This window comes from Methanosarcina mangrovi, from assembly GCF_052057765.1.
Lineage (GTDB): Archaea > Halobacteriota > Methanosarcinia > Methanosarcinales > Methanosarcinaceae > Methanosarcina.
On record NZ_CP195120.1, the window covers coordinates 4,124,426 to 4,140,693 of the forward strand.

Here is a 16,268-nt window from a genome sequence, read left to right on the forward strand (position 1 = left end):
GAGATTGTATGCGAAACTAATCTAACGATCTCGAATTTTTGACTCAAAAACCTCTTAAAATTTGTAATTTTACAGAACTTTCGGTACGCAACCAACTGTCAATATATACTGCTTCATGTAGTATGTACATAGATTTTTTACGTTGCTAATATCGCAGGACAATCTATCCCCATATTAAAATTCAATCCATTAATGTAACTTCATAATGTCAAATTTAAGGACTTCATGCAATTTCAGTGTAGCTGGGAGTTTCGTTTACATTGTCAGGTGTTTCATCAGCATAAAAATTTGAAAAATACTGAGTACTCATTACCTCAAGACTGTCATTTCCCCATGGTACTTCCTGTCCCAGAATAGCCCTGACTTTTACATAGCCTGTGTCATTAACTTTTGCCAATAGTAGATTATTGTACCTACCTCTGTATTTTTCAGGCCACTCATATGGATCATTATTTGCACTCAAATAGATAAAGAAAGACACATTTTCGTCTCCTTTTAGATTATCACTTAAATAGACGTAGGTATCATATGTCGGATTTGAGGTATACTTAGTGTAGTCTCCATAAGGGACAGAAGAAGCATTAGATACATTTTCAACAGGGAATAGCATTGGGCTTCCATTATTTATGGGATCAAAAATATCGAAATGATCTGCAACAAACCAGGCACCACCGTGGATATTTTCAAGCCTTGTATTGTTTGTTCTGAATCCGAGCATATAACCCTTATCAGTTTCTGCAATGAAAGTTACCCAGTTCCCCATAATCTCTTTGTTGTCAAGTTCTTCACTCATGTTTCTAAAATAGGGCCCTATATGATCTCGTTCAGGCTTATGCGTGACTTTAAGCAGAAACTTCTGGAAAGCATCAGGTTTCTGCGTAAAGGGAGTAAAAAATTTTCCTTCCTTAGATGCGGGGATAGGAACCATTATCACAGTCGTTCCATTCACTTCCTTTCCGGAAAGTCCTGTCACTCGGACCTCATAGTCAAAGTAGTATCTTTGAACTGGCTCCCTTCCAAGATAGGTATCCGTATTTATGGCATAGATGGCATAGAAGAATAGTATACCTATAGCAAAAAGAGTAAAAAAGATAGGAATGAGTAGCAGATTTCTGTCTCTCACTTTACCCCGGCCCTGTTTTCTTAAATAGAAATAACATCATGCCTGTCTGATCCTCATGAGATAAAGTATGATCCTTGAGGTTAGCTGGAGATTAGATCGTACAGCTCATCGATTCCACATATCCTTTATCTGATCTTCAACTTAACATTTTTTTATCAGTATCCTACTGTTCGGTTTTTTTCATTCAATGAACGAGAAAGACATAATATGCTTTTGCTCGTCAAACAAGGTGCTTACGTCGCTTATTCGCCGGCCTTCACACGGCGGAGGTCCTGAGTTCGAATCTCAGCGAGCCCACTGTTTTTATCTTATTTCCTTTCTGATTTAGAGGTTTTATAGACTTCTTCTTTTAGTGCTTTACTCTTGCTTCAAGGTAGGATTTTGCGTCTGGTTGCACAATTCTAACTTATCCACCAAATCCTATTACTTTGTTCTGAGCTTCCATCCACCACACAGGCAGGCCAGACTCCCCAATAATCCGAAGCCTGGAGTAGAGTTATTTTTGCTCGATTCATTTCTACCTGAGCTACTACCATTATCAGATTCGGAATTATTATTTTTTGAATTGTTGAAGTCGACAGCATTTTGTCCTTCAGATGATAAATTAGTTTTTTCAGTTCCGACATCTTCAGTTACGTTGGAGTTTGTCCCTGTGCTTTGGGCAGTCATATCAGAATCTGTAAGAGGTACAATTACAACATTAGTAGGGTAGACTCCTGCATTCACCGTAGCCGTAACAGTGTCTGTGGCTGTGTCAATCACTGAGACATTATCGCTTTCAGCGTTTGCCACATATACTTTTTTTCCGTCCGGTGTGATTGCAATTCCCATGGGCCATTCTCCGACTGGCACTGTAGCTGTGACAGTGTTTGTTTCTGTATTAATTACAGTGACGCTTTTATTGTAGAAGTTTCCTAAATAGACCTTATTTCCATCTGGACTGACTACAATTTTACTAGAATAAGTTCCTACAGGTACGGTGGATATTACATTATCCGTAGCTGTGTCAATTACGGAAACAGTGTTATTGTTAGCTACATATACTTTATTTCCATCAGAAGTGACTGCAACAAGATTGGGCGAGTTTCCTACAGGCACAGTGGCTATTACATTATCCATGTCTGTGTTAATTACAGAGACAGTGTTGCTGTCATAGTTAGGTACGTATACCTTTTTTCCGTCCGGTGTGACTACACCTTCATAAGGACTGTCTCCTACAGATATATTGGCTGTAACTTTGTTTGTAGCTGCATCAATTGCATAAATAGTGTTGTTGAAAGTGTTTGTAGCGTAGATTTTTTTTCCATCCGGTGTAAATGCAATACTATAAGTACTCGGCCCCACAATAACCGGTGCCATTAAAGTGTTTGTCGCTGTATTAATTACAGAGATATCGGTGTTGTCACGCTGCTTCGTCACATAAACTCTTGTTCCTGCAGGATTGAATGTAATTCCCGAAGGATAACTACTTTCTATATTCACTTTGGCATTGACAGTATTTGCGGCTGTGTCGATTACATAAACAATGCAGACGTTGTCTATAGTTGCGGACGCTACATATACCATTGTTCCTCTAGGGTTGACTGCAACTCCTACAGGCCATCCTCCACCGAGAGGCACTCTAGCTGTAATATTGTTAGTTGCTGTGTCAATTACAGCGACATAAGGAGTAGGAACAGTACCATTATAATTCATATCGTAATAATAACCTCCCTGATCATAATCTCTCAGATTTGTCACATATGCAAATGGAGCCGCACCTGCTACACCAGCGAATATTAAAATCGTAAGTGAAGTTGTTCCCAAAAATTTTATGAGAGTGTGCTCTTGATATTTTTTATTACATGTAATTTCTTCCATTTTAAACCCCAACTTATGAACTTATTAAAAAGCAACAACATCAGCGACTCCCTCCTATATTTTGTTCATACCAGCACCCTATAAATAAAGAGGTTTCGATAAACCCCAATCTTTGGCTGGTTGTTATAGGTTCATAAACAACCGTTGAAACGAGAAGTTTATCGAACTCCTCTGAGGGATTTTTAACTTATATATATACGCACAGATTCTGATCTACCATATGTGCGTTCAAGTAATCCTGGATTACCATACAGCGAACCAACAGGTTCTGGATCATTAAGACGCAAATATGTATACCCATTTTGAGTTATGTATCCTTTACAAATTCGAAAATGATTTGGATTTATAGTCATACTGAAGAATGGTCTATAATTTTCAATTTCTGATAAGCGTCACTATTAAAAAGCCTAGTAGTTATGGTTCCCGTTTTACCCCACTTCTCTTCAGCCCATTCTACAATGTCATTAGATGTGAGCCCAGATGAATATGGGGTGGAATCAGGATCTCAAGTCCACAGTCCTTCCCCCATATAGATGGTTTCCTGTGAAGAGGCGGGGTCAGGATTGTGATAGTACACACAAAGCATTCGGATACATGCTGGACCACAAAAAACATCTCGTTCTTGTCCAATACCGTTAATATCAAGTATTTTACCTGTAAATGAACTTCTCACTACTACATCGTCACTGATTTTTGTAATATTTTCTTCAGTGACTGCCGCATTAATATTAACTCCTTTATTAGCTGCTGCTTGTTCTATAGATTTGGTAATTTCATCACTTTTTTGCCATTCTTTTAAATTGTTTTCTTTTCCATAAGTCAAAATCTTGTCATACAGTGACCATATTCCGGGTTCGGTTTCAGTTGCGGGTTTATCTTCAACCTCATTAAGGGAGTACGCATCTACAAATATCCGGTGTTCAACTCCAGTGGTCTTGTCTTTTACTACAGTCATCGCCCCTACACTTGGATAGTTGTATACAACCAAATTGGTTGATTTGATTTTCCCATCTGAATATTCACTTTTGGCTATTTCTGTTGATTTTTTCATAGCTTCAGCCGCTTTATAAGGTTCAGGATCAAATACAATATTATAGAGTGAAGGTCCCAATGTTTTATCGGCACATATGTCAATCACACCTATCAATTTTTTTCTTTGTATACTGAGAATTGATAAAATAATTTCTGACCATTTATGTCATAAAGCTCCAGTGGTTTGGGATCAACAGATGCACCTGTCCAGTTTTCAAAGCCCGGTGCGTCGGCTGCTATGAAACTTATCATGTTCGCATTGGCATGCTTAAAAGCTTCCTTAGCAGTTACACTATAATTTTTCTCTTCTTGTGCACTTACTGCCGGCGTTAACGCCATACCAACCAGCATTGCCAAAAGAAGCAAACTTATCGTAATTTTGTTCTTGATCATTCGTTTAACTCCTAAGTTATTTTTCCCTTAGGAGGCAGGATCAGGCAAGCTTAAATACAGACAAAGCTAACATAATCATTGCCTCTTAGGGCAGATTTTATGGAGTTTAGGTGTACCGGAAAATACTTCCAAACTCCATAAACTCCTTTTTGTTAACTCCTTATAAGTTTTCTGGCCAAATCGTTTAACAATTCGATTCTATAACTAATTTGGAGCTTATATGCTACTTATTAGTCATTCATTGTTAGATGGTTTGGCCAGAAAGTGTAAATATGAGCATACAGACATAACTCAAAATCTAATCGTTGTACTAAAAATGGAAGTTCATCAAAAAGTAAGTGGGAGAAAATTCATATTAATATTCCACCACATGTGCAAAACGTAGAAGATCATTATAAATAGGACATAATAATCGGGGCGTTACACTTCAAGAAAACTCACGTAGAATTCTACGAATAAAATGTGAAAAAATTCTTCACTCGGAGACGCCAAAACAGTGGCTTATTCCAGGACAATGTCATAAATGTTTAAAAGGGAAATAACTTCAGGGAGAGAAAATACTGTCTTTTTTAGAAAATTTTCATTTGGATTTATATCATAATTTTTTGCATTCTTGAACGATGTAAAGCTAAGGTTCGAATTTTGGAAAAAACTGTTTTTAAGATCTGAATTTTCAAAACTCGCATTTGTAAGATTAGTATTCACAAAATCACAGTCATATATCTGGCAATTGGTAAAATCCGTATTTTCTAAATTCATATCGGAAAATACTGACAGGGAAAGAAAAGAATCTTCAAATCCAAAAGCGAGTATAAAGGTATTGCATTTTGAAAAATCCAATCCCAGAATTTTGCAGCCCTTGAATCTTATATTCTGAAATTTTGTGTTATCCAGATCGACATTTGATAAGTTGCAGTTTTCAAAATCACAATCAATAAACCTTGAATTTTTGAAAGATACGTCTGTAAGGTCAATATCTTTAAAGGTTTCTTCTTCAAACTCTTCGTTCTGGTATTCCACAATTTAGAAGTATTGTTTCTGACTTATATGATTTTTTCGACTTTTCTCCATTTCGAGTAGGTAACTTACATTCATCTATTAAATGTCGAAGTAGCACATCTAAAATTTAGAAACGTTTATGGTTGGAAATCAAATTCAAGCTTGATGTTTCTCTTTTTGGTATAGCTACATTTAAACTGAGAAATTATTTTCAACCCACATTACAGCAAATACAACCCCATTGTCAGAAATCTATAAAGGCACTAGAGCGAAGAAACAAAGATAGAAATACTGGGAGTTTGACTGGCAATAGAAATAAAGTACATAGAAGAATATAGAGTAAATCAAACCCCCCTTATTTCCAGTGGAGTTTACTGAAATACGTTCACTTCAATAGATATCAAATATAAAGTAAATGAAAAACATACATAAGCATGCAGTTGATGTTCAAACTTAAATTCAAGAGAATAGCAGGTTATTAAGTTGCGAATCGCCATCAATTAACCAAAAAGTAGAAAGTTAAACTCTAAACAGATTAGTTATTCCATACCTGGTTTTATATTCCGCAGGGATCAGTTTTTTAGCAATGGGTTGACCATAATGGACATTTTCCTTTAGAAGTTCCACTTTCTGAAGAAAAGCATTAAGGATTATCTCTCCCTGCTTTGATTCATGTGCTTGTTCATGAGAGAACTGTATGCATCTGCGGCTTCCTGAGTCAGGATTACTCGAACATATTTCATAGTTCAAGTCCCTGAACCACTGCCTTTCTCAGGTTTTCATTCCTGCTGTGAATCCGGGTTATTCCCTTAAGCCCGACAGCAATTTTATTGCTCTGCTCCAGATAGTTCAGAATAACCATCAGTGCGTTGTGGTTTACCTGTCTTGGCAGCATTTTTTTGAGTTCGGCAACTGTTACAACACTGTCAGGGCTGTTTTTCAGAGTGTCTTTGACATAAGAATGGTGTTAAGAGTTGGAGAGGTTTTGCTCTATCGGAGTTTAATGCTTCTGCCATTTCTTTGTCTCCAGCAGGTTTGCAACAGCTTTTAGGATCTTGCTTTTAAGGATGATTATGCAATAAAAAGTTATTAATTAATAACTAACTGATATTTGCGGATATTTACGTTTTCCGGAGTAAGATTATTTCTCTTATCATTCTAGAGGAGCATAAATTTCAGTCAATATCTCTTCAGGCTGAACTTCCCGAGGGTCATTCAGATATACTTCACGGACAGGACCAGCAATTCTTTTTTCATTCTCTGTAATCCAGGAAAATAGTTTTCCATAAGTGAGAATACTCTCTTCATAAGGACCCTTATGAACAATCTTTGCCATTTTCCCTCCCGGAAGTTCATATACCCGAATTTCCTCATCCCCGGTATTTTCAACAAATTCTGAGATAGGGAATGCGACTTCGATATCGGCATTTTCATCTATGTCGGCTTTTTGGGCTTCTTCAACTGTAGTCTCATGCCAGAGGAAAACAGGATAGCCGGTAATCTGAATATTTTTGCTGAAAGCAAACTCACAAATTCTATTAAGCATCACCGGAATTTCCCGGTAAGCTCCCTTCTTGCGCATGCCAAGCACAGGCTGTGGGCTAAGTTCGACAATAGTAACCTCGGACATCAAAAACCTCCTTTATCTATTGAAAATAGATTGAAAGACTGTGATATAAAGGTAAGGATTATTTAGCCCCACTCAATTAGATGGTCTGTCAATTCATACTCTTGCATTCCCCAGCCTTTACACGACGGAGGTCCTGAGTTCGAATCTCAGCGGGCCCACAAGTATTATCTTCTTTCTTTTCTGATTTAGAGGTTTTATAGGCTTTTGTATCCTGCATCTGCCTGCCAAGAACAGTCTCTCCCCTTTTGAACTTTTAAGGAAAAGAAATCTGTATACGGGTATCCTGGAGAATTCGGACAAACAAGACTAATGTGCTCTTTCTCTTTGACTTTAGCTTGATGGAGATAGTCTCGCCAGGGATGAAGTTGAAAGAAAATACTGAGAGTAATTATTTGGCTAAACTTTGAAAATAATTTTGGAAAACTTCCTGGTAGAAATTGAAGTAAAGATAGAAAAACTACTCTGCAAAAGAGCTTTTATACTCCTATTTTCCAGGTTTTATTATGCCCATTCAACTAATATTATACTATCGATATCTCTGAAATACTATCAAAATAATATTAGTTTAATAAGATAACTATTTATAGAAAGTTTTTGTATTAATTATCTAAAATACAAGTAAAAAAGAACTTTACAGTGGGGAAGAAAAACTATAGGTGAAATATATGAAAAAGGATGAGACATATTTCAGGCTGTTTGACAGCGTAATAGGCTATGATGGTGCTGTAATTCGTGGGGGAAACAGCATTGAAGTCCGGATAATGAGAGGTCTGGGTTCTCTTGGAAATCTCCTGTACATGATCTTAGTATTATTGCCAATAGCTTACTTGCTGTTTATCCTATTCTCAACGATCTTTGAAAAAATAATGTAAATATGCGCTTCTACGCAAAAAAACTCTCGATCAGGTGGGTTAAGAGTAAGATCGTGGACGAAACAATAAAAATGATTTAATTAAAAAATATTAAGGAGGAGAAAACTCAGTAAAAAGACATCTGGACCTGGGTTTCATTGGTGCACTAACAGCATTGGGGGCAGTTGCAGCATGGATGGCTACATCCTGAACAAGGAAATGCCTGCCTGACCCTCATGGGATAAAGTATATCCTTGAAGCTATGCCGGAGATTGGATTGTACAGCTCATCGATTCCACATCACCTTAATCTGATCTCCATTTTTAACATTCTTTTATGGCTTTCTTGATTGATTACTTGTCAGGGTATTTATCCAAAGCATTTGCTTGAAGAATACTCCGAAATATAATTTTTGTAACCTTCTTTGCTCCTGAAAGCTTGAACCTGAGAAAGTAACATTCAGTTTTCATCAAGTCCCTGTTATCCATCTTTCCCTATTCAATCAGGCGGATTGCTGAGAGGTCAACAAGAATCTGAAAGGCGTAACAGGGATTATATAAAGTCCACAAATAAAAAAGGATTTGACAAGAATTTAAAGGCAAATCACTTGCTTGCAATGTACCCAAAAATTCTTGCTACCATGGTGAACCTGTTCGAATTATGGTGTTAATTCCAACAATTTGGAGAGGGAGTAATACATCATTCTTTTCTTTGACCTGTCCATCCTCCACTCCATGTTGCACTTTCCGAACCATATCTCCAGTTACCGGTAAATGAATTGCCGTCGGGACTTAACTTTAATTCCACATCTCCTGCATCATTTGGACCTGTATATGAAGGACTTTCGGACCATGTTCCAATAAAAACATCGCCATTTACGATGCCTACCAGCTTTCCTTTGTCATGGGTGTATTCGCCTATAATTTGATCTCCAGCTCTCTCAAATTTCATATCTCCCCAATTTGATGTCCATTCGCCAACAAAGCTGTAATCCGTTTCTTCTACTTCAAAACCACTTTGAGGAGCTATGAGTTCTTCTTCATTTCCAGAATCGGAATTAATAAGAGCTACATCATTAGACAGAATTTCTAATGGTATTGATTCGGTGGGGCCATCAATTATCTCGAATTCAACAGATTCTGAAACTCCTGCACCCGTTATTTTCACTTCGTATTCACCGATGGGCCATCCGCTATCTGGCTTTTCGAGAATGAATGCTCCCCTTCCGAAATCTTCTCCCGTCTCGGACTCAAATGTGTGTATTAGATAATCATCGTTCAGATAAGTCCATTCGATAGTTAAGACATCATTATTGAAATTATCATAAACAAACCATACATATAATTTGTCTGAATCTTTTGAATATTTTAGTACTTTATCAACAGGAATAAAGTTGTTAATTGAAGAAGTCATCATAACTTCCAATAATCTTGGTTCGCCGTCCTGCGTCATATCTCCATACTTCTCAGTTATTGCATTAACCATTTCAGATTCTTCTTCTGTTGCACCAAAATTTCCTGGTTTATAAGAATCCGTAATGTCCACACAACCGGATAGAAAAATGCTTACTATCAATAAAATGTATAACAGCGTTTTGTATTTCATCATATCACATTATTAAATAATAAATTATGATATAAAAATTCTTTTGAAATGTTAATCCCGCTTATTACAATGAATTTTCGTAGATTCAACAGTCTCTCTTGTTATCGATTTTAAAAAATATGTAGCTAATTACCTGTTTATATTACAAGAGATGACAATATCTGTGCAAAGATTGCCGATACACGCCTATTTTATATTTTTTCAATGTTTCATCATATGAATCCAGATATTCAATTTTTTAAGTTCGGAAACATATGAAGTCGGGAAAAACAGATGAAATGTTTGTTTTGTGCCTTTAGACAAAAAAAGAAGTAGGATAATGGGCAACCTCACAATCTATGATTATATTGCGTTCGTCAAATTTCTGCAGCATTCCATGGATATGAGTAAAAAGATTTCCAGAGTATACTAATAAACGATATATTGGCTTTAAATCACCCGGGCATGCTTCATAAACCTCCTTTATTTCCCTATCAGTAACATAAATTTCAACAACACCGGATTTTTTGATTTTGAGCTTATCCCAAAACCTATTTTATTCCTACATCTGTCAAAATTTCAGAATTATTTTCATTATCTATGACTCAATTGATTATTTCAGATTCATGATTCAGAGAGCCGATTTTGAGTTTTGGGATAAGCTCTTTAACATAATGTCTCCATTTTTCGAAACTATAACCGCAGATGTTCTCTATTTCTCCGTCTTCGAAATAAGAGAATAAATTACGTAAACCGCGTTCTTTCTTATCCTTTAAAAGCATGTTTTGGAATTCTACAGGCGTATATACTATTTTTTTCCAAAGAATTTTATTAGAGCATTGAAATAATTTCTTTTAGTAGGTTCAGAGATTTTCTTATGGGGCAGCCAATCCTTGAATTTGTCCTTATTCTCAGCCCAGATATCGTTAAGAGCATTATCGTTTTGTTCATCAACATTCTGTTGGTTTGATTCCTCAAGCAAGAAGGAAAGGTTTATCGTATTTGGCTCGTCGAACACGGTGCTTGAGTCACTTACTTCCCAGCCTTCACACGGCGGAGGTCATGGGTTCGAATCTCAGCGGGCCCACTTGTTGTTATTTTTCTTATTTTCGGATTCTAAGAGCTTATAGAGCTTTTTTTCAAATGCTTCAACTCTTGCTTCGAGGTCAGATTTTTCTTCGAGTTGTACAACCTTGAACAGAATTCAAAGGCTCATATTCCATTCACATTTCTAAAATTGAAATTCGAGATTTAAGGCTATTCAAAGGAGACTAGCTCAAATACTTATAGAAGGACAGTACATTAACATTTGGGGAAAGTTAAGGAGGGGCAACAAATTATTGTTGACACGGCACTTCAAATCAAGTAACAAATTTTCTTTGATTGTAACTAATTTTAAATTTATCTTTGGTTTTTATAATAAAAAAGGAAGTAGATATAAAAAATATAATTGAGTTCGCCTATCAGAGAGGTTATTAATAAGCATGAAATCTAAAAATCTTTTTATCTCTTTCCTTATATCTATCTGCTTTTTTTCAACAAATTGTTCAGGTTCAGTTATCAATGTAGGTCCGGGAACTTCCTTTAGCCCTGCAGGTTCAGACGACCAGAAAGTTATTAACGCTGCCATAGAATCAGCAAATTCGGGTGATACTGTACAGCTTGCATCGACCACGTTTCACATAAATTCCCCCATAATCATGAAATCAGGGGTAACCCTTAATGGAAATGGGATTGGGGCTACCGTTATCTATTGTGACAATCCGAGCTCTAATTTTGCAACTCAAAATATTATTCATTGCGAAGGTGTTTCAGACATTGAAATCTCGAATTTCTTAATTGATGGCGGTTGGGAGTCTTTAAGCATAATGCATGCCGCAAGCAACAGGTATAGGGAGTATGAAAAAGGAGTTTATTTACGTGGCTGTTCAAATGTAGCTGTTCATGACTTAAAAATGCAATACAGTATGGGGGACTTTATTTACTGTAGTAGGAATACGAACAATATTCAGGTTTATAATACAGTATGCAAACCCGGGCATGACAGTTTTGATGCATGGTCAGCTGGGGATGGAATTTCGATGTATAATAATTGCTGGGGCACTTTTATAAATTCTTGCATTAAAATTCATAATACGAAAAACGTTCAAATTTACAAAAATACTTTCTACACTGATACCGGTTCCGGGAATGCTGGTGTAGAAGTAATGGGAGGAGATGTAACAGGCCTTAATATTCATAATAACATATTTTCTACACTTCGACTAAATACAATTTATCAAGACCTAGCGGATGGAGCCAGTTCAGGCAGCGGTACCGTTTCAAACAATATATTCTATAACAGTCCGTCGTATAATGGAATTGGCGGGCTGGATATTGTATCAACTGGCAATATTGTAACCAGCTCCTATTCATGCTCCAGGGGTACGGAAGATTACGGGTATGTTGCAGATAATGGCACCAGAAATTTGCCTGATTACAATGGTTCTGTAATACCTTCCGTTACTTTTCCAGCTGATGACAGTACGATTTCAACTGTCAACGGATACGTAAGTATAAGCTGGTCATATTTAAATGCAACAAGTTATTCTATCAATGTATATAACAGTGCATCACAATTCGATTCTTCTCACATAATATACAGTCTTAACACTTCACAAACATCTGCAAATGTACCGATAAGCTTCACCGGGACGTATGCTGTAAAAATCGGTGCACATGATGACGTTCATAATTCATGGGTATATAACAGTCCCGTAAGTTTCTTCACCGTAAATGGAAAAAAATCGGCTACAGTTTATTCCGGGGTATATGGATACTTAACAGATGCAGCTACAGGTCAACCTGTTCAGAGTGCTGTAATAACATTATCAAATGATCAGGAGGATTGTACTCAAATTACTGATGTTGACGGGCTTTACCATTTCACCGTAAACAATGGAGAAGGCACTTATTGTTTAACTGCTTCAGCAACAGGCTATCATAACAGTCCTGAATTACCGGTAAATATGACAGGTATAAACACAGAAATAAATTTGAAAATGGTTAAAACCCCTGATTATTCAGAACCACACTATGTACAGTTATATGTTTGTACTGATTCAAACGAGAGTGTTCCCGGATGTGAAATTCGGATTTATGCACCAAATAACGACCTGGCTAATGAAAAACCGAATTTTTGTGCCTGGACAAATAATGATGGTAGAGCAACTTTCCATTTGACTCGGGATGTCACATATAAAATTGTAACAATTACTCTGGACGGTCAAAAGTACGCCAGCACACTGACACCGAATCTGGATCAACATATTATTACAATACCTTCAGGTGACACATCTGCAATACCTCCAATGCAGACTGTGATCAGTACAAATTGTACATATAAACAGATAAACAATACAGCCGCTTATATTAATGCAAGCTATTATGATTCGTCATCACAATCCAGCGACCTAATTTTTGTACTGGGTACTATGAGTGAGGGAAAAACATTTGTACCTCTTGGAATCTCAGGCACCAATGACAACGTAAGTAACCCTGTAGGAGTGATAACCGACTCTTTTATAGTAACTGACTGTTCCGGAAAAACGTACACTGTCAAAATTAGTGCGCAGTCTCAAACTTATGGTGCTGTGTATGAAACTGTTAATGTAACGGTTCCGGGCAGTAATGTGCCGGATGTAGGGTCTACTTATATGAGTTATTTCTGTGTTTTGATCTTAATTATTGCAGGACTTGTATTGTCAAAAACTCGCAAAGCGCATTAATCTCTGTGCCTTATTTCCGAAGTTAGGACTACATTTCACTTTCTGCGTCCTTTTTCGACATACCTGTGAGCCCCGGAAATCGGTTCCAACGGATAGCGATCAATGACCGATTTTTTCTTACCCACCTCAATAAGTTCAACAAGCTCTTTGAGGAATATTAGACGCTTCGGAACTGGCCCAGGCCTCTATTGCCTCAGGTTTAATTCATTTCCATATTCGCCAATTCCAAAAGTACCGGTACCCAGATAAGTTTTCGATTCAGCATACCTGAAGGCTTCCAGTTCTTCTTTTTCGAATCTGGCACGCTTCTCAAGAGCTTCTATGCTTGGCCATTCCTCGACCCCAATAAAATCCCACTCTTCATTGGACCAGCGGCAGTCAATCGTCATCAGGAGTTTCATGCCGAGTTCGTCCATCTGCTTGCGATCCTTACGCATGAAAGCTTGCTTTTCCTCGTCAGACAGGTTATAAAATGCTTCCTTGATTTTGGCGAAATACAGTCTGATGATAGGTTTTTTATCATCCATCTTATCAATTCCCCACCTAATTTAAGCAGTATAACTGCTCATATGAAAAATGGCACTAATTACATATAAGTTGACGAACTCATTTTCAAAATCATAAAAAATCATAAGACACATTCACATGGCGGAGGTCCTGAGTTCGAATCTCAGCAGGCCCACTCTCTGTTTTTTCTTTCTTTTCTGATACTAAGAGCGTAGAGAGCTTCTTTTCCAATGCTTCAATTCTCGCTTCGAGATCAGATAATTTTCTGGTTGTACAATTTTGAAAATCCGTTAGCACACAGAGTATTCATGAACAATAATAAGAGGATGTCAAAGGATCAAATGAAAGACTGTGCAAAATTATCGTACAAAGTTACATATTATGAAAATATATAGGGGATCAGAAGAACTGTCCAGCAAAGCTATACAGGCGAATCATTGTCAAAGAAATAGTTTTCAAATCTGGCAAGCAGATATATTCACCACATTTAGCCAGATTCATCAAAATGACTTATTTTTAACCTTGAGTATCTCTATTTTCAATTGAGTTGTTATTTACTTTTTGAGCTTTTGGATACTGAAATATATTTGGTCTTCTTTTCCATGTCCATTCCATTTGCATTCTTCACGGTTAAGCTGACAGTATACCTTCCAGCCTTACTGTATATATGTACAGGATCTTTGTCCGTTGAGTGCTTATGATCCCCAAAATCCCAGTTCCATTCGATTGCATTTTCCGAGAGGTCGGTAAACTGCACTGTAAGTGGAGCATAACCCTGAGTAATGTTGCTGCCGAAGTTCGCAACAGGAGGTAATGTTTGTTCAAAAACAGTTATTGTGGCAAGTTTTGAATCTGTACCATTTGAATTGATTGCTATTAAGTTAACGGTATAGATTCCTGGATTTGCATATACATAAACAGGAGTTATCTCTACCGAGTCGATATTTCCATCGTTTTCAAAGTCCCAATTCGATTCTGTAGCATTTTCCGATGTGCTTGTGAATTGAACATAAAGGGGAGCATAACCGCTGGTTACATTGGTACTGAAGTTTGCAACAGGAAGTACAGTTTTCTCTTTAATGTAGAATACTGCCTCATATGCATTTACCCTGCCTGAACCATAGTCATTATCCTTTCCTGTAGACCCAAGATCCACTGCCGTGCTTTCTAAGATCTGTTTTATCTCTAAAGGTTCAAGAGCAGGATTTTGTTCCAGCATTAAGGCTGCAGTACCGGAAACATGTGGTGTAGCCATGGAAGTCCCGCTCGCAACCTCATATGAACCACCAGGGTACGTTGACTCGACATCTACTCCGGGGGCAGAAATATCAGGTTTAGTGTAATTTTGCCCATCAAGACTGACAGGACCGCGGATACTAAAATTCGCGATAATGTCAGATGAATCAGTTGCGCCGACAGTTGTAGAATTTAGTTCATCGCCAGGACACTCTATTGTACAAGAGTCCATCCCGGAATTGCCAGCAGCTACAACGGGAATTACGCCTGCTGCCACAACATTATCTATGGCAATCGTGTATGGCGAATAATGACGTAAACCCCCACAACTGTAACTTATAACACGAGCATTATTATTCACTGCCCACTCAAAAGCAAGAATAACATTAGATGCATGACCAGAACCAGAGTCGTCAAGCACTTTTGCTACAATTAGCTCTGTACCAGGCGCAACTCCAGTATGTAAACCATTAGCACCGGTCCCTGAGATAGTTCCTGCGACATGAGTGCCGTGCCCATAATCATCATAAGGAGAGTTATTTCCATTTATGTAATCAATCCAGCCCACGACCTTTGGATCATTTGTATTCGGATCGTCATCAAGATCATCAAGATCTGGGTGTTGCGCATCAATACCGGAATCCACAACAGCAACGACAACTCCTTTTCCAGTTATACCCTGCTGCCATACTGCCGGCACTCCAATTTTATCAACTCCCCATGCATTACCTCCCACAATACCTGATGTATTTATATTTTCTACGGGAAGTACCTGACCCTCTGTTATGGAAACAACTTCATCAAGCTCAATTATAGAAACTTCGGGTCTCTCAGCAAGGGAAGCTATAACTTCCGGCGTTACATTAGCTGCAACAGCATTAACAATTTTGATGGACTTGATTTTTTGCGCTTTATTGTTAGATTCGGCATTCTTAAGGAGTTTAATTAGATATTTCTGTTCACTCTCAATTTGAGATCTCCCTTTTGCAGTATTAAATGGGATACTCTGATTCATTAAAAGAATAATTACTGGAACTTGCTCGGTTTCTGAACCTTCTGTAATTTTTGAAGATAAAGTTGCTGATATCTTATCATCTATACAGGTGTTGTCAGATACACTTATGTTCTCAGCTAATGCAGTAAATGAGAACAAAGATAGTAATAGCATTAATGTACAGCTTACGTTTAGTAATTTCATTTCTATATTTTTTGAAGATATTTCTATCTTTTTTCGCATGTTCTTAACACTCCATTTTAGGTAGTTTTCACCTAACTTTCAGCAGACA

15 protein-coding genes are annotated in these 16,268 nt (G+C 37.4%); 2 read left to right on the top strand and 13 right to left on the bottom strand.

The annotated features are described in order from the left end of the window. Window positions 1-223: 223 nt before the first annotated feature. From ACSAZL_RS18280 to ACSAZL_RS18310, 7 genes are all read right to left on the bottom strand, one after another. Window positions 224-1,123, bottom strand: coding sequence for a hypothetical protein (locus tag ACSAZL_RS18280; protein WP_440946005.1), 900 nt, complete (start codon window positions 1,121-1,123; stop codon window positions 224-226). A gap of 423 nt (window positions 1,124-1,546) precedes the next feature. Next, a complete protein-coding gene (locus ACSAZL_RS18285) occupies window positions 1,547-2,983 on the bottom strand; it encodes a beta-propeller fold lactonase family protein (RefSeq protein WP_440946006.1) in 1,437 nt (478 codons plus the stop codon). 505 nt (window positions 2,984-3,488) lie between these two features. After that, complete coding sequence (locus ACSAZL_RS18290; RefSeq protein WP_440946007.1) at window positions 3,489-4,130, bottom strand: hypothetical protein; 642 nt, start codon at window positions 4,128-4,130, stop codon at window positions 3,489-3,491. Continuing rightward, window positions 4,127-4,408 carry a hypothetical protein gene (locus ACSAZL_RS18295; RefSeq protein ID WP_440946008.1) on the bottom strand — a complete coding sequence of 94 codons (282 nt, stop codon included), beginning with the start codon at window positions 4,406-4,408 and terminating at the stop codon, window positions 4,127-4,129. Before ACSAZL_RS18295 ends, ACSAZL_RS18290 begins: the two co-directional genes overlap by 4 nt. 501 nt (window positions 4,409-4,909) lie before the next feature. Then, window positions 4,910-5,428 (bottom strand): pentapeptide repeat-containing protein, encoded by a 519-nt coding sequence (locus tag ACSAZL_RS18300; protein WP_440946009.1) that lies wholly within the window; start codon window positions 5,426-5,428, stop codon window positions 4,910-4,912. A gap of 718 nt (window positions 5,429-6,146) precedes the next feature. Further along, entirely contained in the window at window positions 6,147-6,302 is a 156-nt protein-coding gene (locus ACSAZL_RS18305; protein ID WP_440946010.1) for a hypothetical protein, read from the bottom strand. Window positions 6,303-6,560: 258 nt separating this feature from the next. Beyond that, the gene (locus ACSAZL_RS18310; protein WP_440946011.1) at window positions 6,561-7,037 is read right to left on the bottom strand and encodes a GyrI-like domain-containing protein; all 477 of its coding nucleotides are present in this window, start codon (window positions 7,035-7,037) and stop codon (window positions 6,561-6,563) included. 665 nt (window positions 7,038-7,702) lie between these two features. On the opposite strand from ACSAZL_RS18310, the gene ACSAZL_RS18315 reads away from it, so the two are divergent. Beyond that, window positions 7,703-7,909: a hypothetical protein gene (locus tag ACSAZL_RS18315; protein ID WP_440946012.1), complete on the top strand. Its 207-nt coding sequence runs from the start codon at window positions 7,703-7,705 to the stop codon at window positions 7,907-7,909. A 678-nt stretch (window positions 7,910-8,587) separates the two neighbouring features. Here the strand turns inward: ACSAZL_RS18315 and ACSAZL_RS18320 are convergent. The 3 genes from ACSAZL_RS18320 to ACSAZL_RS18330 form a co-directional block, all read right to left on the bottom strand. Then, a complete protein-coding gene (locus tag ACSAZL_RS18320) occupies window positions 8,588-9,463 on the bottom strand; it encodes a hypothetical protein (protein ID WP_440946013.1) in 876 nt (291 codons plus the stop codon). Window positions 9,464-9,788: 325 nt separating this feature from the next. Beyond that, window positions 9,789-10,004, bottom strand: a complete 216-nt coding sequence (locus tag ACSAZL_RS18325; RefSeq protein WP_440948897.1) for an integrase — start codon at window positions 10,002-10,004, stop codon at window positions 9,789-9,791. A gap of 276 nt (window positions 10,005-10,280) precedes the next feature. Continuing rightward, entirely contained in the window at window positions 10,281-10,454 is a 174-nt protein-coding gene (locus ACSAZL_RS18330; RefSeq protein ID WP_440946014.1) for a hypothetical protein, read from the bottom strand. A 502-nt stretch (window positions 10,455-10,956) separates the two neighbouring features. Here ACSAZL_RS18330 and ACSAZL_RS18335 point away from each other — a divergent pair. Next, window positions 10,957-13,239, top strand: a complete 2,283-nt coding sequence (locus tag ACSAZL_RS18335; protein WP_440946015.1) for a carboxypeptidase regulatory-like domain-containing protein — start codon at window positions 10,957-10,959, stop codon at window positions 13,237-13,239. Window positions 13,240-13,274: 35 nt separating this feature from the next. Here ACSAZL_RS18335 and ACSAZL_RS18340 read toward each other — a convergent pair whose 3' ends face one another. From ACSAZL_RS18340 to ACSAZL_RS18350, 3 genes are all read right to left on the bottom strand, one after another. After that, complete coding sequence (locus ACSAZL_RS18340) at window positions 13,275-13,364, bottom strand: hypothetical protein (RefSeq protein WP_440946016.1); 90 nt, start codon at window positions 13,362-13,364, stop codon at window positions 13,275-13,277. 60 nt (window positions 13,365-13,424) lie between these two features. Next, window positions 13,425-13,766: a hypothetical protein gene (locus tag ACSAZL_RS18345; RefSeq protein WP_440946017.1), complete on the bottom strand. Its 342-nt coding sequence runs from the start codon at window positions 13,764-13,766 to the stop codon at window positions 13,425-13,427. A 530-nt stretch (window positions 13,767-14,296) separates the two neighbouring features. Next, window positions 14,297-16,219 carry a S8 family serine peptidase gene (locus ACSAZL_RS18350; protein WP_440946018.1) on the bottom strand — a complete coding sequence of 641 codons (1,923 nt, stop codon included), beginning with the start codon at window positions 16,217-16,219 and terminating at the stop codon, window positions 14,297-14,299. Window positions 16,220-16,268: the final 49 nt, after the last annotated feature.